22 protein-coding genes are annotated in these 20,473 nt (G+C 52.6%); 17 read left to right on the forward strand and 5 right to left on the reverse strand.

Features of this window, described 5'->3' with window-relative positions; translation table 11 throughout:
• Nucleotides 1-39: 39 nt before the first annotated feature.
• Together HED65_RS06315 and HED65_RS06320 are read left to right on the forward strand one after the other, a co-directional pair.
• The gene (locus HED65_RS06315) at nt 40-2,814 is read left to right on the forward strand and encodes an autotransporter YaiT-related protein (RefSeq protein WP_114977893.1); all 2,775 of its coding nucleotides are present in this window, start codon (nt 40-42) and stop codon (nt 2,812-2,814) included.
• 92 nt (nt 2,815-2,906) lie between these two features.
• Nucleotides 2,907-3,530 carry a helix-turn-helix domain-containing protein gene (locus HED65_RS06320; RefSeq protein WP_114977894.1) on the forward strand — a complete coding sequence of 208 codons (624 nt, stop codon included), beginning with the start codon at nt 2,907-2,909 and terminating at the stop codon, nt 3,528-3,530.
• A 2-nt stretch (nt 3,531-3,532) separates the two neighbouring features.
• Here the strand turns inward: HED65_RS06320 and ampH are convergent, their stop codons facing one another.
• Nucleotides 3,533-4,693 (reverse strand): D-alanyl-D-alanine-carboxypeptidase/endopeptidase AmpH, encoded by a 1,161-nt coding sequence (gene ampH, locus HED65_RS06325; RefSeq protein ID WP_114977895.1) that lies wholly within the window; start codon nt 4,691-4,693, stop codon nt 3,533-3,535.
• A gap of 205 nt (nt 4,694-4,898) precedes the next feature.
• Here ampH and HED65_RS06330 point away from each other — a divergent pair, with 205 nt between their 5' ends.
• The 3 genes from HED65_RS06330 to HED65_RS06340 all read left to right on the forward strand — a co-directional run bounded on the left by HED65_RS06330 (nt 4,899) and on the right by HED65_RS06340 (nt 7,880).
• Nucleotides 4,899-5,432, forward strand: a complete 534-nt coding sequence (locus HED65_RS06330; RefSeq protein ID WP_114977896.1) for an isochorismatase family protein — start codon at nt 4,899-4,901, stop codon at nt 5,430-5,432.
• Nucleotides 5,433-5,547: 115 nt separating this feature from the next.
• Entirely contained in the window at nt 5,548-6,768 is a 1,221-nt protein-coding gene (gene sbmA, locus HED65_RS06335; protein ID WP_114977897.1) for a peptide antibiotic transporter SbmA, read from the forward strand.
• Between the two features lie 14 nt (nt 6,769-6,782).
• Nucleotides 6,783-7,880, forward strand: a complete 1,098-nt coding sequence (locus HED65_RS06340; protein WP_114977898.1) for a DUF1615 domain-containing protein — start codon at nt 6,783-6,785, stop codon at nt 7,878-7,880.
• Here the strand turns inward: HED65_RS06340 and HED65_RS06345 are convergent.
• Nucleotides 7,877-8,176 carry a DUF2755 family protein gene (locus HED65_RS06345; RefSeq protein WP_114977899.1) on the reverse strand — a complete coding sequence of 100 codons (300 nt, stop codon included), beginning with the start codon at nt 8,174-8,176 and terminating at the stop codon, nt 7,877-7,879. The genes HED65_RS06340 and HED65_RS06345 overlap by 4 nt on opposite strands.
• A gap of 249 nt (nt 8,177-8,425) precedes the next feature.
• Here HED65_RS06345 and HED65_RS06350 point away from each other — a divergent pair, with 249 nt between their 5' ends.
• Complete coding sequence (locus HED65_RS06350; protein ID WP_025756225.1) at nt 8,426-8,662, forward strand: DUF2754 family protein; 237 nt, start codon at nt 8,426-8,428, stop codon at nt 8,660-8,662.
• Here HED65_RS06350 and ddlA read toward each other — a convergent pair.
• Nucleotides 8,659-9,759, reverse strand: coding sequence for a D-alanine--D-alanine ligase (gene ddlA, locus HED65_RS06355; RefSeq protein WP_114977900.1), 1,101 nt, complete (start codon nt 9,757-9,759; stop codon nt 8,659-8,661). The genes HED65_RS06350 and ddlA overlap by 4 nt on opposite strands.
• A 293-nt stretch (nt 9,760-10,052) precedes the next feature.
• Here ddlA and HED65_RS06360 point away from each other — a divergent pair, with 293 nt between their 5' ends.
• From HED65_RS06360 to adrA, 5 genes are all read left to right on the forward strand, one after another.
• Complete coding sequence (locus tag HED65_RS06360; protein WP_028017687.1) at nt 10,053-11,267, forward strand: multidrug efflux MFS transporter; 1,215 nt, start codon at nt 10,053-10,055, stop codon at nt 11,265-11,267.
• 210 nt (nt 11,268-11,477) lie between these two features.
• Complete coding sequence (gene iraP / locus HED65_RS06365; RefSeq protein ID WP_114977901.1) at nt 11,478-11,738, forward strand: anti-adapter protein IraP; 261 nt, start codon at nt 11,478-11,480, stop codon at nt 11,736-11,738.
• Nucleotides 11,739-11,837: 99 nt separating this feature from the next.
• A complete protein-coding gene (gene phoA / locus HED65_RS06370) occupies nt 11,838-13,253 on the forward strand; it encodes an alkaline phosphatase (protein WP_114977902.1) in 1,416 nt (471 codons plus the stop codon).
• Between the two features lie 89 nt (nt 13,254-13,342).
• A complete protein-coding gene (gene psiF, locus HED65_RS06375; RefSeq protein ID WP_028017684.1) occupies nt 13,343-13,663 on the forward strand; it encodes a phosphate starvation-inducible protein PsiF in 321 nt (106 codons plus the stop codon).
• A 102-nt stretch (nt 13,664-13,765) separates the two neighbouring features.
• Nucleotides 13,766-14,869, forward strand: coding sequence for a diguanylate cyclase AdrA (gene adrA / locus HED65_RS06380; protein WP_114977903.1), 1,104 nt, complete (start codon nt 13,766-13,768; stop codon nt 14,867-14,869).
• A 16-nt stretch (nt 14,870-14,885) separates the two neighbouring features.
• On the opposite strand, the gene proC is transcribed toward adrA, so the two are convergent.
• Nucleotides 14,886-15,695: a pyrroline-5-carboxylate reductase gene (gene proC, locus HED65_RS06385; RefSeq protein WP_114977904.1), complete on the reverse strand. Its 810-nt coding sequence runs from the start codon at nt 15,693-15,695 to the stop codon at nt 14,886-14,888.
• Nucleotides 15,696-15,792: 97 nt separating this feature from the next.
• Here proC and HED65_RS06390 point away from each other — a divergent pair, with 97 nt between their 5' ends.
• From HED65_RS06390 to ppnP, 5 genes are all read left to right on the forward strand, one after another.
• Nucleotides 15,793-16,251, forward strand: coding sequence for a YaiI/YqxD family protein (locus HED65_RS06390; protein WP_014830847.1), 459 nt, complete (start codon nt 15,793-15,795; stop codon nt 16,249-16,251).
• A gap of 144 nt (nt 16,252-16,395) precedes the next feature.
• Nucleotides 16,396-16,920, forward strand: a complete 525-nt coding sequence (aroL, locus tag HED65_RS06395; protein WP_114977905.1) for a shikimate kinase AroL — start codon at nt 16,396-16,398, stop codon at nt 16,918-16,920.
• A 44-nt stretch (nt 16,921-16,964) separates the two neighbouring features.
• Nucleotides 16,965-17,156, forward strand: coding sequence for a protein YaiA (gene yaiA, locus HED65_RS06400; protein WP_114977906.1), 192 nt, complete (start codon nt 16,965-16,967; stop codon nt 17,154-17,156).
• Between the two features lie 237 nt (nt 17,157-17,393).
• Nucleotides 17,394-18,071: an AroM family protein gene (locus HED65_RS06405; RefSeq protein ID WP_114977907.1), complete on the forward strand. Its 678-nt coding sequence runs from the start codon at nt 17,394-17,396 to the stop codon at nt 18,069-18,071.
• A 71-nt stretch (nt 18,072-18,142) separates the two neighbouring features.
• Nucleotides 18,143-18,430 carry a pyrimidine/purine nucleoside phosphorylase gene (gene ppnP, locus HED65_RS06410; RefSeq protein WP_008503270.1) on the forward strand — a complete coding sequence of 96 codons (288 nt, stop codon included), beginning with the start codon at nt 18,143-18,145 and terminating at the stop codon, nt 18,428-18,430.
• A 48-nt stretch (nt 18,431-18,478) separates the two neighbouring features.
• Here ppnP and rdgC read toward each other — a convergent pair whose 3' ends face one another.
• A complete protein-coding gene (rdgC, locus tag HED65_RS06415) occupies nt 18,479-19,393 on the reverse strand; it encodes a recombination-associated protein RdgC (RefSeq protein WP_028017678.1) in 915 nt (304 codons plus the stop codon).
• Between the two features lie 123 nt (nt 19,394-19,516).
• On the opposite strand from rdgC, the gene mak reads away from it, so the two are divergent.
• Nucleotides 19,517-20,422, forward strand: coding sequence for a fructokinase (gene mak / locus HED65_RS06420; RefSeq protein WP_114977908.1), 906 nt, complete (start codon nt 19,517-19,519; stop codon nt 20,420-20,422).
• The last annotated feature ends 51 nt before the right edge of the window (nt 20,423-20,473 follow it).

Consider the following 20,473-nt stretch of genomic DNA (forward strand, 5'->3'; position numbering starts at 1 on the left):
TGGACAAACTTGCTTACGTCCCTGAGGAGGGATGACCCAATGCAAACATGGAAAAAGAAACTGGTTGTATCTCAACTTGCATTAGCCTGCACCCTGGCTATCGCTTCTCAGGCCAATGCGAAGGATATTTCCGGTACGACATATAATACTTTTGTATACGATAATACAGCATCCATCCCCGGGTATTATGGTTATACTGACTGGAATGACTCTGACGTTGCTCACGACGGTGATATTTATCCAGTGATGAGTAAATCCACCGTGAATGGTATTATTTCCACATATTATCTGGATGAGGGTGTTAATGGTCGGGCGAATGCATTAAGCATTTCCAGTAGCACCATTAATGGCATGATCACCTCTCAATGTATGACCGCTTCGTGTTCTGATGGCCTGGATACCGACGGTACGATCCATTCGCAGTACGATCGTTTTAGCCTGACCGTCGACAATTCCACTATTAACGACACTTACGAGCACTATGCGTATGACGTTGTTAACGGGGAGAATACGGAAACACATTATCTGGATACTTATGGTCTGGGTAATGCGATTACCCTGGATATGGAATCGGATATTGTTATCCAGAATAATTCTCACGTCGCCGGTATTACCCTGACGCAGGGTTATCAGGAGCGGGATAATACCCCGTACGACGGCGTTGAAGGCGTGGCTAACAGCAGCAAGGTGTTTACCGACACGCTTCTGGTGAAAGATTCTGTACTGACTTCTGGTGCGTATAGCGATCTGGGTACCAGCGGGTTCTATGGTCAAACCGCGAAGCCGAGCGATTATGGTGAAACCAACGCGACAGCAGCAGATGATGCAGCGCTGATTGTGGCAGCCAGCGCGTCTGATAATGCGATGCAGACCTCTGCCACGTTCGATCATTCCACCATCACTGGCGACATTCTGTTCTCCAGCACCTTCGACAACAACTTCTACCCGAATGGCGATCCGGCAACCGATACCACCGAAGATGGCATCTATAATCCAACCACCAATGGTTGGGACGGCACCGATAAGCTGGATGTCACTCTCACCAATGGCAGCAAATGGGTTGGCGCGGCGCAGTCCAGGGTTGACGCCATCGGCACTGCGCAAATGTACGGCCTGGGCTATAGCAACGTAGACTGGAGCACACTGTCCCCTAACAGCATTTGGCCGGACTCCACCTATGACGGCAACGGACACGTTGCGGGGGAGGCGGTTTATCAGAGCGGTCTTTTCAACGTTACGCTGGATAAAGGCTCTGAGTGGGATACCCGCAAGGTTTCTAACATCGACACGCTGACGGTAAACAACCAGTCTCAGGTCAATGTTGAAAACTCTGCCATGTTGGCTGATTCCATTACTCTGACCAATGCTTCATCGCTGAATATCGGCGACAGCGGCGATGTGGCCACCGACCATCTGTATCTGGACAACGATAGTCGTGCAGCACTAACGGAAGAAACAGCCGATCTCTACGCCAACACCATCACTGTAGATCACGGTGCTGAGCTGGCTCTGGGGCTTGGTCAGGTTGATACGCACAATATGGTGCTGACCGATGGTGGTGTGCTGAACGTTGCCAGCCGTGATTACGTGCTGAACAGCGATCTGAACAACGCTCGCTATATCACTAACGATAAGCACAATGCCGATTATGACTACGGTGTTGTGGCGATTAACTCGGACGGCCATCTGGCGGTGAACGGTGACGTTGCGGGCAACTACAAAGTACGCATTGACGATGCGACCGGTGCTGGTTCCGTAGCCGATTACAAAAACAAAGAGATCGTTCGCGTCTATGACAATAATGCGGAGACTGCAGCCAGCTTCACTGCCGCAAACAAAGCCGATTTAGGTGCTTATACCTATCAGGCGCAGCAGCAGGGTGACACCGTTGTTCTCCAGCAGAAAGCGCTGACCGACTACGCGAATATGGCGCTTAGCATCCCTTCTGCCAATACCAATATCTGGAACCTGCAGCAGGATACCATCGGAACGCGTCTGACCAACAGCCGTCACGGACTGGCGGATAACGGCGGAGCGTGGGTGAGCTACTTCGGTGGCAACTTTGACGGTGATAACGGTGTAATCAGCTACGATCAGGACGTGAGCGGTATTATGGTGGGTCTGGATACCCAGATTGACGGTAATAATGCGAAGTGGATCGTCGGTGGCGCGGCAGGTTTCGCGAAGGGGGATATCAGCGATCGTACGGGTCAGGTCGATCAGGACAGCCAGACGGCGATGATCTACGCGTCGGCGAAGTTCATGAACGATCTGTTCCTCGACAGCTCCCTGAGCTACACCCGCTTTAACAGCGATCTCTCTGCAAACATGAGCAACGGTCAGTATGTTGACGGTAACACCACCAATGATGCAGTGGGTTTTGGGCTGAAACTGGGCTATGACTGGAAGCCAAACCTCTCTGGCTACGTTACGCCATACGCAGCGGTGTCTGGCCTCTTCCAGTCCGGCGATGATTATCGTCTCAGCAATGACATGCGCATGGATGGGCAATCTTACGATAGCCTGCGTTATGAACTCGGTGTTGATGCGGGTTACACCTTCAACTATGGCGGCGATCAGGCTCTGACCCCTTACTTCAAACTGGCCTACGTCTATGATGATGCCGACAACAATGCTGATATAAACGGTGACAGCATTGATAACGGTGTGAAAGGCTCAGCTGTGCGGGTAGGGCTGGGCACCCAGTTCAGTTTCACGAAGAACTTCAGTGCTTACACTGATGCCACTTATCTGGGCGGCGGCGACGTTGACCAGAATTGGGGGGCAAATCTGGGTGTGAAATATACCTGGTAATGAATAAAGCGGGGGAGTGATATCCCCCCGCTTTTTATATACAACAATAAAAATAATATTGAACCGACAAATACGGATGCCTTGAGGTCTGCATGAACGTTAATGCGAAACCACTTTCTGAATTACGCCGGCTCGAACAGTGTTTGAAATCAGCCAGTACCCCTTTTAAATGTGCCCCACAACAGCTAATTACCTCTGGCGAGTGTAGTGAGTCCCGCACGATCGTGTTACAAACAGGTATCATCGAAATCTATCGTCATTCTGATGAACTGCTTGTAGGCATCGCGACAGCGCCTTTTATTTTTGGTTTGTCTACCGTGATGATTAATCACTGTCAGGAATATAGAGTGAAGGCCAAAACATCCTGCACGGGCTTTTATTTGCCCGCTGAGACCACCCGCCAACTGATACAACAGAACTCTTTGTGGCAAGACGCTTTCGGCTGGCTATCCTGGATAAATTACATTCTGGGAAAACGCGATATGCAGCTGGTGGGAAATAACTCTTATCACCAGATCCGCGCCATGCTGCTGAATATGGCGGAGTGGGACGAAACGTTGCGCTCAAAAATTGGTGTGATGAATCATATTCAACAAAGTACGCGTATTTCGCGCTCGGTTGTTGCAGAGGTTCTCGCTGCTTTACGGCAAGGAAACTATATCAATATGAGCCGGGGCAAACTGGTTAGTATCAACCGTTTGCCCTCGGAATATTAAGGTCAGTTAGACGCAGTGAGCACCTGGGCTTTATTGGCACTCAGTTCAGCCACTAAGTTATTAAGACCGTCACTCATATTGACGAAACGCGTATGCGGAGAGCGGGTGACCACCACAAATGCGCCTACGTTAGACTGCGGGATCATCGCCATATACGTAATAAATCCACCGCCGCCGCCGGTTTTCTGAATAATACCCGGACGACCATTTTTCGGGGCCAGATAGACCCAGCCCAGGCCGAGCGCATCGGCTTTACCCGGAACGTCCATCCCGATGACGCGGTGCAGTTGAGTACGCTGATAAATCAGGGTCTGCATACGATCGGCCTGGTTGCTGCGAGAATAGAAATCCGAAGAAAGGAACTGCTGCATCCAGCGCATCATGTCGCCAGGAGTGGAATACACCCCGCCACTGCCCACGGCTGCCAGCGTGTTATTACAGGGGCTGGCGCCTTTCTCTGCCACCATCAGACGACGGCACTGATCCGGGGAAGGGGTAAAGGTGGTGTCTTTCATGCCCAGCGGGCGGGTTATCTGTTCTTCAAACAGTTGCGGGTAGGGTTTGCCAGCCGCCGTTGAGAGAGCATCTGCCAGCAGGTCAAACGCCAGGTTTGAATAAGAAGCTTGCGAGCCCGGAGCTGCCTTCAGCGTGGCGGTGCTCAGGTAATTCCAGCGCTGGTCGCGCGTTGGCCAGACAAATACGTCGCGATGCGCTGCCCCACCAGGCTGCTCACGCGGCAGGGCGCTGGTATGGGTGGCAAGGTTCACAAGCCGGATCGGTGTGCCCTGGTAGGTTGGAACACGTGCGCCCGGCGGGGCGTACTTGCTGAGCGGATCGTCGAGCTTAACCACGCCCTGATCGAGCAGTTTCACCAGCATTTCACTGGTCATCAGCTTGGTTAAGGATGCGATGCGGATAACAGAATCCAACTGCGGGTGAATGTTATTTCCTGGGCGTGTTTCGCCAAAGCTGCGGAACACACGCTGGTTGCCGTCGATCACGACCATCGCCATCCCGGTTGCGCCGCTGCCGTAATAGATAAGGTTCGCGTAACGATCGGCAATATCTGAAGCCAGAACGGGCGCCGTCAGCGGTTGGGCTGCCTGGGCGGTAGAAAAGCTCACCGCACACAGCGCGGCAAAAGAGAGCAGACAACGTTTCAACGAAAAGCATCCATGAAGTGAATGAGGAAAGTAATGGGTATTTATACTACTAATCGGAACCGTGCAATGCCCCGAATTGCATAACGATAGCGAGAAAAACGTAACCATGGGTAAATATGAACAATTTACCTGGCAAGCCATCTCCCATTTTGTGACATCGGGCTTATGATAAGCACCAGTGTCACTCAATATTACGGAGAACGGTATGTCTGAAAAGCGTGTGGTTATGGTTGTCGATATGCAGAACGGGGTATTTGAAACGCCTCGTCATCAGCGTGAAAAGTGTGTCTCTCTGATCAACCAGCTTACGCAGGCAGCCGACAAGGTGATTTTTATCCAGCATACCGAGGCCGGGGGGCTGGAAGAGGGAAGTGATGGGTTTGCATTGCTGCCTGAACTGCACCAGCCTGCTGATGCGCTCTATGTTACCAAGACGGCCTGCGATGCGTTTTATAACACCCCGCTTGAGGCGCTATTACGCGAGCAGGGTATTCAAGAGTTTGTCATCTGTGGTTGTGCCACGGATTATTGTGTCGATGCCACGATCAAGAACGGCGTCAGCCGTGGTTATCACATCACCGTGGCGGAAGATGCCCATACTACCGCCAATCGCCCGGCGGCAGAAGCGCAGATCCTGATTAACCACCACAACGACGTCTGGCGTAACTTCATCGCGCCGGCAAATCCTCTCGCAGTGAAACGCACCGAAACAATTCTCGAAAACTGGAAAGCGAACTAATAATTAACCCTCGGGTCTGACCTTTTTGCCTGAGCCTGACGACGGGCTCAGGCACGATTTTCGTGTGGTGATGTGTTGAGCACAGCAACAGCCATAACAACAAGAAGGAAGCATTATGTTTAAGTCTTTTTTCCCAAAGCCGGGACCTTTTTTCCTGTCGGCATTTATTTGGGCACTCATCGCTGTCATTTTCTGGCAGGCGGGCGGCGGCGCATGGCTGACGCGCATCACGGGCGCGACAGGTGATGTGCCGATTAGCGCGGCGCGCTTCTGGTCGCTCAGCTACCTGCTGTTTTATGCCTACTACACGGTGTGCGTAGGGGCGTTTGCGCTGTTCTGGTTTGTGTATTCTCCGCACCGCTGGCAGTACTGGTCGATCCTCGGCACATCGCTGATTATCTTTGTGACCTGGTTCCTCGTAGAAGTGGGCGTAGCAGTTAACGCCTGGTATGCACCGTTCTATGATCTGATCCAGACCGCGCTGAGTTCACCGCATAAAGTGACCATTAATCAGTTCTACCATGAGGTAGGTATTTTCCTTGGTATCGCTCTTATTGCTGTGGTCATTGGTGTGATGAACAACTTCTTCGTCAGCCACTATGTTTTCCGCTGGCGTACTGCGATGAACGAACACTATATGGCGCACTGGCAACACCTGCGCCATATCGAAGGTGCGGCGCAGCGTGTGCAGGAAGACACCATGCGTTTTGCCTCCACCCTTGAAGATATGGGCGTAAGCTTTATCAACGCCATCATGACGCTGATCGCCTTCCTGCCTGTGCTGGTTGCGCTCTCGGCACATGTGCCGGATCTGCCTGTTGTCGGCCATCTGCCGTACGGTCTGGTGATCGCGGCAATCGTCTGGTCTCTGATGGGGACAGGCTTGCTGGCGGTGGTTGGGATCAAACTGCCGGGTCTGCAGTTTAAAAATCAGCGTGTCGAAGCGGCTTATCGTAAAGAGCTGGTATACGGTGAAGATGATGCTAACCGCGCATCGCCGCCGACCGTACGTGAACTGTTTAGCGCTGTGCGTCGTAACTATTTCCGTCTCTACTTCCACTATATGTATTTCAACATTGCGCGCATTTTGTACCTGCAGGTGGATAACGTTTTCGGTTTGTTCTTGCTGTTCCCGTCCATTGTTGCGGGTACGATTACGCTCGGTCTGATGACGCAGATCACCAACGTTTTCGGCCAGGTCCGTGGTGCGTTCCAGTATCTGATTACCTCCTGGACCACCCTGGTAGAACTGATGTCTATCTATAAACGTCTGCGCAGCTTTGAACGTGAGCTGGACGATCGTGACCTGCAGGAAGTGACCAATACTTTTAGCTAATACAGGGAGTTGTTATGTCTTTTGCCGTACCGCGTGCGTTACCGTTGTCCTTACTGGCTGCTCTCGTCCTGGTGGGATGCGCCGAAAAAGGGGCCGCTCCGCTCAAGAAGGGCGAAAAGCCGGTTGATGTGGCAAGCGTTGTGCGGCAGAAAATGCCCGCCAGCGTGAAGGATCGCAATGCGTGGGCAGATGCACTGGCAAAAACCTTTGTAAGCCAAAAGATCGCGCCGACCGAGGAGAATATCTGCTCGGTGCTGGCGGTGGCGCAGCAGGAGTCGATGTACCAGTCAGACCCGGTGGTGCCGGGTCTGAACAAAATTGCCTGGAAAGAGATCGACCGTCGCGCGGAAACCATGCATATCCCGGTCTTCCTCGTTCACACCGCACTTAAAATCACCTCGCCAAACGGCAAAAGCTACAGCGAACGGCTGGATACGGTGAAAACTGAAAAACAGCTCAGCGCCATCTTTGATGATTTCATCAGTATGGTCCCAATGGGGCAGAAACTGTTTGGCTCACTTAACCCGGTACATACCGGTGGGCCGATGCAGGTGAGCATTGCGTTTGCCGAGAAGCACACCGATGGTTATCCGTGGAAAATTGACGGTACGGTGCGTCAGGAGGTCTTCTCCCTGCGCGGTGGGCTGTGGTTCGGCACGTATCATCTGCTGAACTATCCGGCGAACTATAACGAACCACTGTACCGCTTTGCCGACTTTAACGCGGGATGGTATGCCAGCCGCAATGCGGCATTTCAGAGTGCGGTCAGCCGCGCAAGTGGTGTGAAGCTGGCGCTGGACGGCGATCTTATCGCTTATGGTAGCAGCGAGGCGGGTAGCACCGAACTGGCAGTACGGAAATTATCGACAAAGCTTGGTCTGAGCAACAGCGACATTCGCCGTCAGCTTGAGAAAGGTGATAGCCTGGCCTTTGAGAAAACGGACCTCTACAAGAAAGTCTTTGCACTTGCTGAGCAGAAGAGCGGGAAAACGTTACCGAGAGCTATTCTGCCGGGTATTCAACTGGAAAGCCCGAAGATCACGCGTAACCTGACAACGGCATGGTTCGCAAAACGGGTGGACGATCGTCGGGCGCGTTGTATGGGGCTTTAATGGCGGCGGCGAATACGCAGAACTAATGCCACGACACCTAAAATCATACAACCCGCGAGGAAGGGAACCAGGCCAAACAGGGTACTGACACCAAACCCAATCTCAACTCGCGGGCGTCCGTTATCCTGTACCTGCATCAGGTGCTCATATACCCCAGGTGCATGAACCAGCATATTGAGCAACTGTGAGCCTGCCCAGAAGCAGAACAGAACAAACAGGGCATAAGCAATATTACCTGCCGTGGAGGTTTTTGGTTTGCCGGCAAAAATCGGTTTCGACAATGTAAAATCAGCCATGATGACCTCCTGAAATATCACTCTGCTCAATACGCGTTTTTACAGGGGAAGTTTGACAGGTCATCGCATTTGTCAATATCAGAATCGTGGTAATTTACCCTCAGGAATTCTCCTGGATTGTCGATTTCTGCAGCACATCACAATTTCATTACTTAAGTGAAATTGCGTCGCGTTTCAGAATTTCCGTATCTGCCACAGACCTGGCCGTAAAACTGTGAGAGGATGTCTTTTTTTCCTGCCGGAGTTGTTATGAAGCTCACGTCCAAACTACGCCGTGACTGGCACTACTACGCCTTTGCTATCGGGCTGATCTTTATTCTTAACGGCGTCGTGGGGCTGCTGGGATTTGAAGCAAAAGGATGGCAAACCTATGCTGTCGGGCTGGTGACCTGGGTGATCAGTTTCTGGCTGGCAGGATTGATTATCCGCCGTCGTCCTGAAGAAACGACAGCGGATGAGACGGAGACGGCGAAGAGAGCCGATTAACCGTTTACGGAGCTTTTAAGGGCGCTGTCGGCTGCATGACGCTCCAGCGCCAGCTCGATCAGGCGGGTGATAAGTTCAGAGTAGCCCAGCCCGCTCGCCTGCCACAGTTTCGGATACATACTGATATTCGTGAAACCCGGCAGCGTGTTGATTTCATTGATGACCACCTCGTTTTCCGGTGTCAGGAACACATCCACACGTGCCATGCCACTGCAGCCTAGTGTCTGATAGGCGTTAATGGCGATCGCCCGGATCGTATCGTTGACCGCCGGATCGATATTTGCTGGCACGACTACCTGAGCGCCTTTGTCATCAATGTATTTGGTGTCGTAAGAGTAGAAGTCGCTGTTTAAGACCACTTCACCGCAGGTGCTCGCCTGTGGAAAATCGTTGCCCAGCACGGCGCACTCAATTTCACGACCTTTAATACCCTGCTCAACCACCACTTTATGGTCGAATTCAAACGCCAGACGGACAGCCTGCGTGAATTCAGCTTCGCTGGTGACTTTGCTGACGCCTACGGAGGAGCCCTGGTTTGCCGGTTTCACAAACAGCGGCAGGTCCAGTTGGTCAGCAATTTGCGCGAAGCTGTGTTTGTCGCGGTTGGCGCGGGTGAGCGTGACGAAAGGCGCAATATTCAGCCCGGCATCACGCAGCAGGCGTTTGGTGACGTCTTTATCCATGCAGGCGGCAGAACCCAGCACATCGGAACCTACGAACGGCAGGTTGGCCATGCGCAACATCCCCTGGAGGGAACCATCTTCACCCAGAGTACCGTGAACGATGGGGAACACGACATCAATCTGAGCGAGAGCCTGTGCATTGCCAGCGTCGATGAGTTGCCCTTTCACGACGCCGGGCACAGTGGCGACGCTAATTTCCGAAGGATTAAGGGCGATATGTGCTGGATCGTTGGCATTAAGCAGATACTGGCTGGCATCGTTAACATGCCACTGGCCCTGTTTATCAATACCCAGCAGCACCACCTCGAAACGGCTTTTATCAATCGCATCAACGATATTTTTGGCCGATTGCAATGAAACCTCGTGCTCTGCTGATTTTCCCCCAAAGACAATACCTACGCGCTGCTTTGCCATCTCACTCTCTTCCAGTATGACGAAAAGCCAATAACATACCACGATGCCCTGCGGGTTTCGCGGCCTTCCGCCATAATGTTTTGGGGAATGTTGATGGGGAAGTCTGAGAAGAAAAATTCTTCTGAAGCAGAATGTTCCGCCATAAAATGGATGTTTTGTGACTTATTTCACAAATATGATGACTGGGAAGATAAAACACCAAAGTCATTACGGCCGCATCTCTGGTGCGACGTCAGTATGCGTAGCTTGCTAATCTGTAGGCGAATTCGCCTAAAAATGAAGACTGTTTCTTTATGGAATCATGGAAAGTTAATCTTATCTCGGTCTGGTTCGGTTGCTTCTTTACCGGGCTCGCCATCAGCCAGATCTTGCCGTTCCTGCCGTTGTACGTTTCACAGCTGGGGGTAACCTCGCATGAAGCACTCTCCATGTGGTCCGGTCTGACGTTCAGCGTGACTTTTCTGGTCTCTGCGATTGTGTCACCGATGTGGGGCAGCCTGGCCGATCGGAAAGGGCGTAAACTGATGCTGCTGCGAGCATCACTCGGGATGGCCATCGCCATTCTGCTGCAGGCCTTCGCCACCAATGTCTGGCAGCTGTTTTTCCTCCGGGCGGTGATGGGGCTGACTTCCGGGTATATTCCGAATGCCATGGCGCTGGTCGCCTCTCAGGTGCCACGCGAACGTAGCGGCTGGGCGCTGAGTACGCTTTCCACCGCACAGATTAGCGGTGTAATTGGCGGCCCGCTGCTGGGGGGCTTTCTGGCGGACCACGTCGGGCTGCGTGCCGTATTTATCATCACCGCGATCCTGCTGGTGGTCAGTTTTCTGGTCACGCTTTTTCTTATCAAAGAGGGCGGTCGGCCCGTTATCAGCAAATCTGAACGTCTGAGTGGTAAGGCCGTCTTCGCCTCTCTGCCTTACCCTGGGCTCATGATTAGCCTGTTTGTTACTACCATGGTGATCCAGCTCTGTAACGGTTCGGTCGGGCCGATTCTGGCGCTGTTTATTAAGTCGATGGAGCCAGACAGCAATAATATCGCCTTTCTCAGCGGCATGATTGCCGCCGTGCCAGGCGTATCCGCACTGATTTCTGCACCACGGTTGGGAAAACTGGGAGATCGGATCGGTACCGCGCGTATTCTGATGGCCACGCTGATTTTTGCCGTAGTGCTCTTTTTCGCCATGTCGTTTGTGACTTCTCCGCTTCAGCTTGGCGTGCTGCGATTTTTGCTCGGCTTTGCCGATGGCGCAATGTTGCCTGCGGTACAGACCTTACTGGTCAAATATTCCAGCGACCAGGTGACAGGGCGTATTTTTGGATATAACCAGTCGTTTATGTATTTGGGGAATGTTGCCGGTCCGCTTATTGGCGCATCTGTTTCCGCGATGGCTGGTTTTCGTTGGGTATTTGCCGCGACGGCAATTGTTGTTTTGATCAACATTATCCAGTTGGCTATTGCTCTGCGTCGCCGCAGACACATGGCGGAGGTAAAATCGGCAAGATAATACTTTTGTCGATGTATTATATATTCTTATTGTTGCCGCATTTTTCTATAACCAAATGCGGCATTTTTTATAGAAAAACGTTTCGCTGATAATCCCTCTGCACTATTTTTGCGGCGCTGCCACTTTTGCATAAGGTAATACCTTTCTCCGCTTTGCATATTTGACTCTTGATGTTAATTTCAGGAATAAATCACATAAGGAAATAACACGATGAAAAATCTCATTGCTGAGTTGCTGGTCAAGCTTGCACAAAAGGAAGAGGAGTCAAAAGAACTGGTCGCCCAGGTCGAAGCCCTGGAAATTGTTGTCACTGCGCTATTACGACAGATGAGTCAATCTGACCAACAGGCATTGATAGAGAGCGTTGAAGGTGCGCTGGATAAGGCGCAACCTGATACTCAGGTTCCTGTGCAGGATGCAGAGTTGCTCCAGCAATATGTAAAGAAGCTCTTGAGGCATCCGCGCAGCTAAACCGTCGCCGGACATAACGACGTGTCATAGAATTGTCATGCAGGATGCCTATAGTCGCTCTGTTTTTATTTTTATGTATTTGTACATGGAGAAAATAAATTGAAACAGAGCGCACTTTTCATCGCATTACTTCCCCTGCTAATTACCCCTGCCATTTATGCTGATATGTCCAATACCCACGTGCTGGATAATCGCGCAGCGAAAGGGGATATCACCCAGCCAGGCGGCGCGCGTCGATTATCAGAGGATCAAACCGCAGCCATTCGCGCTTCGCTGAATGAGAAACCGGCGAAAAATATTATTCTGCTCATTGGCGATGGAATGGGTGACTCCGAAATCACGGCAGCGCGAAATTATGCCGAAGGGGCAGGTGGATTTTTTAAAGGTATCGACGCATTACCGCTTACCGGACAATATACCCATTACTCACTGGATAAAAAAACCGGTAAACCGGATTACGTAACGGATTCGGCTGCCTCTGCTACGGCGTGGTCTACGGGGGTAAAAACCTATAATGGCGCGCTGGGTGTTGATATTCACGAAAAAGATCATCAAACCATTCTGGAAATGGCAAAAGCAGCGGGGCTGGCCACCGGTAATGTCTCTACTGCTGAACTTCAGGACGCGACGCCGGCGGCGCTGGTATCCCATGTGACCTCACGTAAGTGCTACGGTCCGTCGGTGACCAGTGAAAAATGTCCAACGAATGCCATGGAAAAAGGCGGTAAAGGTTCAATTACTGAACAACTGCTGAATGCACGCGCTGACGTCACGCTGGGCGGTGGGGCGAAAACCTTTGCAGAAACCGCGACGGCGGGTGAATGGCAGGGGAAAACGCTGCGTGAACAGGCACAGGCTCGTGGTTATCAACTGGTGAGCGATGCAAGCTCTCTGGCAGCAATAACTGAGGTGAATCAGGACAAACCGCTGCTGGGGCTGTTCTCTGATGGCAACATGCCTGTGCGCTGGGAAGGTCCAAAAGCCTCTTATCACGGCAATATTGATAAGCCTGCAGTGACCTGCACACCTAATCCGAAACGCACTGACAGCGTGCCGACGCTGGCGGCGATGACTGACAAAGCGATCTCTCTGCTGAGCAAGAGCGAAAAAGGGTTCTTCCTGCAGGTGGAAGGCGCGTCGATCGACAAGCAGGATCATGCGGCGAATCCGTGTGGCCAGATTGGCGAAACCGTCGACCTGGACGAAGCAGTCCAGAAGGCACTCGAATTCGCGAAGAAAGACGGAAACACTCTTGTGGTGGTCACCGCGGACCATGCGCACGCGAGCCAGATCATCCCGGCTGATACCAAAGCCCCTGGCCTGACGCAGGCGCTGAACACGAAAGATGGTGCTGTAATGGTGCTGAGTTATGGCAACTCTGAAGAAGAGTCGATGGAGCACACGGGCACACAGCTGCGTATTGCCGCCTACGGACCGCATGCGGCAAATGTGGTAGGGCTGACCGATCAAACCGATCTGTTCTACACCATGAAAGCGGCGTTGGGTCTTAAATGATAAAAGCCCGGCGGAAATTGTCTCTGCCGGGTGGTTTTTTTCCTGTCACGGACCAGACTTACAGGGAATGTTCACAAAAGGATGGTGCAATGAAAACAACATTACTGGTTACTCTGCTCTCTGGCCTGTTCCTGATTTCATCGGCGAACGCTGAAGAAAAAACATTAACGCCTCAACAGCAACGCATGACCACCTGTAACCAACAGGCCACGTCCCAGAGTCTGAAGGGGGATGCCCGTAAGACCTATATGAGCGACTGCCTGAAAAATGGCGCGTCAAAACCGGCTGAAAAAAGCCTGACGCCACAGCAGCAGAAAATGCGCGACTGTAATGCGAAGGCCACGGAGCAGTCTCTGAAAGGTGACGATCGCAGTAAATTTATGAGCACTTGCCTGAAGAAAAAAGCGTAGTTCTAACGGGTGAGTGGCTCTGGCGACTCACCCGAAATTTCATACTTTCCTCGCACCCCCCCTCTCTATAATTTGGGAAAATGTTTCAGAATATTCCCAAAAATGATGAATGATGAATCTTATTACGACAAAAAATGCATTCGCGAAGAGTGGGATTTAACCCTTTCTCTGGATGCCCCTCACCGTGCTGGTATTCAGTTTGCTCGGCGAGTTCGGCTGGCGCGCGTTATCGGGCTGGCGGCGATGTTTTTCCCTGTCGCGGGGATACTGGTCACCCATTTTTTAGCTGGTGGCTGGTGGCTTTTACTGGTGGGATGGGCGTTCATCTGGCCTCACCTCGCGTGGCAGTTATCCTGTCGTGCTTCATCACCCCATCATCAGGAAATCTTCAATCTCAAGATGGATGCCATTATCGCCGGGCTCTGGATTGGCGTGATGGGGATTAACGCGTTACCCACGACCGCGCTGGTGATGATGGTGGGGATGAATATGATGGGCTCCGGCGGCTGTCGTCTCTTCATTCCGGGGATCATATTGACCTTTCTCTCCGCACTGTTGACGCTGCCCCCGGTCGGGAGAGTGGTGGTGTTCAATCCTGATCCTGTGGAGTGGGGCTTAACGCTTCCTGTGTTTGTGCTTTATCCCATGCTGTTTGCCTGGCTCAGTCATCGCACAGCCGTCAGGCTGGCTGAGCATAAGCGGCGGCTGGAAATGATGAGCACTCGCGACGGAATGACCGGGGTCTTTAATCGTCGACACTGGGAAATGCTGCTGCGAAACGAATTTGAGCAGTGCCGTCGTCATAATGGTACGGCCACGATCCTGCTCATTGATATCGACCACTTTAAAAACATCAACGATACCTGGGGGCATGATGTGGGCGATGAGGCGATCATTGCGATTACGCGTCAGTTGCAGATATCGGTACGCTCAGGCGATGCAATAGGCCGTTTTGGTGGGGATGAGTTTGCGGTGATTATGTCGCGGACAACCGCTGACAGCGCAATCGCCGTCATGTCCCGGGTTCACGAACGGCTGGAAAAACTGTCGTTACCCTGCGCGCCTAAAGAAACGTTGCGCATAAGCGTAGGTGTTGCCACCTGGGGGCCGCAATTTGGGCACTACCGGGAATGGTTGAAGGCCGCTGATGTAGCGCTGTACAAGGCAAAAAATACCGGGCGCGGCCGCACCGAAGTGGCTGCCTGACACCCGGTTGAGATGATCAGGATTTACTCAGTTTCTCTGATTTTTCCATACATTTTGCCATCGCTTCGATGACGGCAGCACGGAATCCACGTTCTTCCAGTACCCGCACCGCTTCGATGGTGGTACCACCAGGGGAGCAAACCATATCTTTCAGCTCACCAGGATGTTTACCGGTTTCCAGCACCATTTTGGCAGAACCCATAACTGCCTGTGCTGCGAATTTATACGCCTGCGCACGTGGCATACCGCCCAGTACCGCGGCGTCGGCCATCGCTTCTAAGAACATGAAGACATACGCAGGGGCTGAACCACTCACGCCGACAACCGGGTGGATCATGGATTCGGCAATGACTTCCGCTTCACCGAAGCAGCGGAAAATGTTCAGGACATCTGCCACGTCTTCCGTGGTCACCAGTGCGTTTGGCGTGACGGAAGTCATGCCAGCGTTGACCAGTGAAGGGGTATTAGGCATCGCCCGGACGATTTTACGATCGTGCCCCAGCGCACGCGCCAGTTGATCCAGCGTGACGCCAGCAGCGATGGAGACGACCAGCGTCTCTTTATTCAGGCTGGAGGTGATGTCGCTCAGCACTTTGATCATGATGTTCGGCTTAACGGCACCAAAGACGATATCGGCGACCTGGGCGACTTCCTGAGCGCTTTCGGCGGCGTTAATCCCGTGTTGATCGCGCAACGCGGCGACTTTATCAGGTGACGGGGTATAGACCCAAATCTGACCCGGCAGAACCTGGCCGCTGGCGATCAGGCCGCCCAGGATGGCTTTGCCCATGTTACCGCAGCCGATAAACCCGATTTTCTTATCCATCACGACTCTCCGTCATTATGCGTTGTTTTCTCTGATTGATAGCTTAACAACGAAATGCAGGCGACAATAGTCGGCAGAGTCATTAAGGGGAGACAATATGGCGATTTGGGTTGATGCGGACGCGTGTCCGAATGTGATTAAAGAGATTTTGTTCCGCGCCGCCGAGCGTGTTCAGATGCCGCTAACGCTGGTGGCGAACCAGAATATTCGCGTCCCTCCTTCCAGATTCATTCGCGCGTTGCGGGTTCCGGCCGGGTTTGACGTGGCGGATAACGAAATTGTCCGTTTGTGTAGCGCGGAAGATCTGGTGATCACGGCGGATATCCCTCTGGCTGCAGAAGTGCTGGAGAAAGGGGCTGCGGCGCTGAACCCTCGGGGGGAGCGTTATTCACCTGCGACCATTCGGGAAAAACTCACCATGCGTGATTTTATGGATACGCTACGCGCCAGCGGTGTACAGACGGGTGGGCCAGACAGCTTATCCCAGCGCGATCGCCAGCAGTTTGCCGCAGAGCTGGATAAATGGTTACTGGAAGTGAAGCGCCGCACTGCGTAATGATAACCATTGTCAATTTGTGGTACAGTATGGCCTCCACAGGGTTGTCATCCCGTACCGCTTTGCAGTAAAGTAATCGAAACATCTTCTGCAATTATTTCTTTACACTCTTCGGCCATCCGGCATCAAGGGGAACACCTGGTTATGACCCAACCCATCTTTTTAGTTGGCCCCCGTGGCTGTGGGAAAACCACCGTTGGCCTGGAACTGGCACGCGCGTGCGATCGTCAGTTTGTGGATACTGACCACTGGCTGCAAACAGAGGCCGGAAGAACAATCGCGGACATCGTCGAACAGGAAGGATGGGACAGCTTCCGCGCACGTGAAACGGCTGCGCTGAAAGCGGTAACCACACCGTCTGCCGTTATCGCGACAGGAGGGGGCATTGTTCTGGCTGAATGTAATCGCCACTTTATGCGCGAAAAAGGCATTGTGATCTATCTCTGTGCACCTGTTTCGGCTCTGGTAGGGCGTCTGGAAGCATTTCCGGAAGAGGGGCAGCGTCCTGCACTGACGTCCAGACCGCTTAGCGAAGAGGTGAGAGAAGTACTGGCTGAACGTGATGCGCTATACCGTGAAGCAGCACATCACGTGGTGGATGCTGCTGCGTCCCCGGAAGATGTGGTTACCCAGATTATCACTGCCCTGCGTTTGGCTTGTGCCAGCTAACCGGCGTCTATACTTATAGCTCTGACATAAAAAAAGGATGAGCTATGCCAACCAGACCTCCCTATCCTCGTGAAGCGCGTATTGTTACCGTTGAAAAAGGCCATACGGGTCATACCGTGACCTGGTATCAACTGCGTGCCGATCACCCCAAACCGGATTCGCTGATCAGTGAACACGAGACTGAACAGGAAGCGCTGGATGCCAAACGGCGCTACGAAGATCCCGATATGTCCTGAATGTTTTCCGTAATACTCCAATACCGTGCCTGAATCACACTTTTTACTCATCGTGAATGTTAAGCAGGGGTTAATATTTAGTTATTACAGGTGACTCCGTAATCGACAGGCGATCTTTACATTTCGATGTGAAGATCACCTGCTACGCTTGGTGCTGTTTTGTTGAAAAAATGAACTGTGCAGCGTAGTGAGCCTGTACCTGTATGCATGATGTTGTAGTAATGGAAGGCGATAAAGATGAAGGCGACGTTGGCGATCCTCACCATTGGTGTGGTCCCTGTAAGCGAAGTGTTACCGCTCTTAACCGAGCATGTCTCTGAACAACAGATAACGCATCTTAGCCTGCTGGGGAAGATGAGTCGGGAAGAGGTCATGGAAGACTACGCTGTAGAGGCGGGGGAGGATCCCCTGGCGACGTTATTAAGTGACGGTAAACTGGCGCATGTTTCGCGTCAGAAAATCGAGCGCTCGCTGCAAGGGGTGATAGAAGTGCTCGATAATCAAGGTTATGACGTTATTTTGCTGATGAGTACCGCACCCATTAAAGGTCTCACGGCGCGTAATGCGATACTGCTGGAACCGATGCGCATCATCCCGCCTCTGGTGGCCTCAATTGTTGATGGCCATCAGGTGGGGGTCATCGTCCCGCTCGAAGAGTTGATGGATAACCAGGAGGTGAAGTGGCATGTGCTTGAAAAAGTGCCCTTATATGCACTGGCAAATCCGTTCTGGGATAGCGATGCCGCACTGATCGAGGCCGGACGTGAGTTGCTGGAGAGGGGGGCGGATGTGTTGATTCTCGATTGTCTTGGCTTCCACCAGCATCATCGCGATTTACTGCAAAAGGCGCTGGATGTGCCGGTGTTGTTATCCAATGTTCTGATGGCTCGCCTGGCTTCAGAGCTTCTGACGTAATGATTTTGCGTGACAGGTGATGAGCATGGCCCCTATAGTGAATTTTTATCTAAAAATATAAGGGCCAGTTCATGCTTCAAAGTAACGAATACTTTTCCGGTAAAGTGAAATCCATTGGTTTTACCAGCAGCAGCACTGGCCGCGCCAGTGTCGGTGTCATGGCCGAAGGGGAATACACGTTTGGTACGGCCGAAGCGGAAGAGATGACGGTCGTTAGCGGTGCGCTCAACGTCTTACTGCCGGGTGAAACGGAATGGAAAGTTTACGCAGCCGGACAGGTTTTCAACGTTCCTGGCCACAGCGAGTTCCATCTGCAGGTTGCTGAACCGACCTCTTATCTGTGCCGCTATCTGAAATAAAAAATAAGCCGGGTGGCGCTAACGCTTACCCGGCCTACGCTTTGCCTGTTATCTCTGCGCTTCGCCGCCGAGACCTTCCACCAGATTCTGAATCAATGCGGCCAGTTCCCCGGTCATCAGGATGAAGTCCGCATCAAAACGCTGGGCGTAATCTTCCCGGTCGATATCTTCATTCTGATCGCGCAGTTCATCGCAGAACTTCAGACGCTTCACGGAACCGTCATCGCACATCATGAACTGAATCCGCTGCTGCCAGTCGAGCGCCAGTTTGGTCACCACTTTGCCCGCTTCGATATGTACGGCAATTTCGTCGCTCACCAGATCCTGTTTCTTCGCGCGGATCACGCCGCCATCTTCCAGCAGGGCTTTTAGCTCGGCTTCATCGAGGATCTGGAAACCTTGCGCGGCAGCACCGCTGCGTACCCACTCGGTCAGGGTCAGCTCGATTGGCGTTTCCAGCGCCAACGGTACAACCGGCAGGGAGCCGATGCTTTTGCGCAGCAGAGCCAGCGTATCTTCTGCTTTTTTGGCGCTGGCGCAGTCCACCATAATCAGCCCGTTAACGGTATCGATCCACATCATGGTCTGGCTGAAGCGACTAAAGGCGCGCGGCAGCAGAGAGTGCAGAACTTCGTCTTTCAGCGAATCTTTTTCGGTTTTCTTCAGCTTGCGACCCTGTTCGGCTTCCAGCTTGAAGATCTTCGCTTCGAGCGCCTGTTTAACCACCGGCGTTGGCAGAATTTTCTCTTCTTTACGGGCGCAGACGATGATTTGACCCGTGCTGCTGGCGTGGGTCAGTGCATCGCTTTGTGAACCCATTGGCGGAACCCAACCGGTTTTTGCCATATCCTGGCTACCGCAAGGGGAAAAGGTGTAAGCGGCTAACTGTTTTTCCATCTCTTCTGCACGCAGCGAAACGTCGCGGCTGAGACGGTAAACCATCAAATTTTTGAACCACAGCATGATAATTTCCACGGCCTTGTCGTTAAATCAGCGGGCATGATAACGAATTGTCGCATCGCTTGCATTGCTAATCGGGAAGCGTGCTTCTACTCTGTTGATAATCAAAATAATGAGGAGAGTCTTGTGCGTATTGGGATTGATTTGGGCGGCACCAAAACAGAAGTCATCGCACTGAGCGAGCAGGGGGAACAACTGTTCCGCCACCGTCTGCCGACGCCGCGCGATGATTATCACCAGACTATCGAGACGATCGCGAGACTGGTTGAGATGGCAGAGCAGGCGACAGGGCAAACGGGCACCGTCGGAATGGGGATCCCGGGGTCGATCTCGCCTTATACCGGGGTGGTTAAAAATGCTAACTCGACCTGGCTCAACGGTCAGCCTTTTGATAAAGATATGAGCGCGCGTCTGAACCGGGAAGTGCGTCTGGCCAACGACGCTAACTGTCTGGCGGTTTCAGAAGCGATTGACGGCGCGGCTGCCGGTGCCCATACCGTTTTTGCTGTCATCATTGGTACCGGTTGCGGTGCAGGCGTGGCCTTTGGCGGACGAGCCCATATCGGGGGTAACGGTACGGCGGGCGAGTGGGGGCACAACCCACTGCCGTGGATGGATGAAGATGAGCTTAAATACCGCGCTGAAGTTCCGTGTTATTGCGGTAAACAAGGTTGTATTGAGACGTTTATCTCCGGTACCGGTTTTGCTACCGATTACCACCGTCTGAGTGGTCAGCCGCTAAAGGGTAACGAGATCATGCGTCTGGTCGAAGAACAGGACCCGGTAGCTGAACTGGCGCTCCGCCGCTACGAAATGCGTCTGGCGAAATCGCTGGCGCATGTGGTGAATATTCTCGATCCGGACGTGATTGTGCTGGGTGGTGGTATGAGCAACGTTGACCGGCTGTATACCACTGTCCCGAATCTGGTGAAACAGTGGGTCTTCGGCGGCGAGTGTGAAACCCCGATCCGTAAAGCACTACACGGAGACTCCAGCGGCGTGCGAGGCGCGGCGTGGTTGTGGCCGGAATAAAAGCAAAGAGTGTTTATTCCCTCTCCTTGTGGGAGAGGGCCAGGGTGAGGG

Origin of the sequence: Pantoea sp. LS15 (assembly GCF_012241585.1) — a bacterium.
Lineage (GTDB): Bacteria > Pseudomonadota > Gammaproteobacteria > Enterobacterales > Enterobacteriaceae > Enterobacter.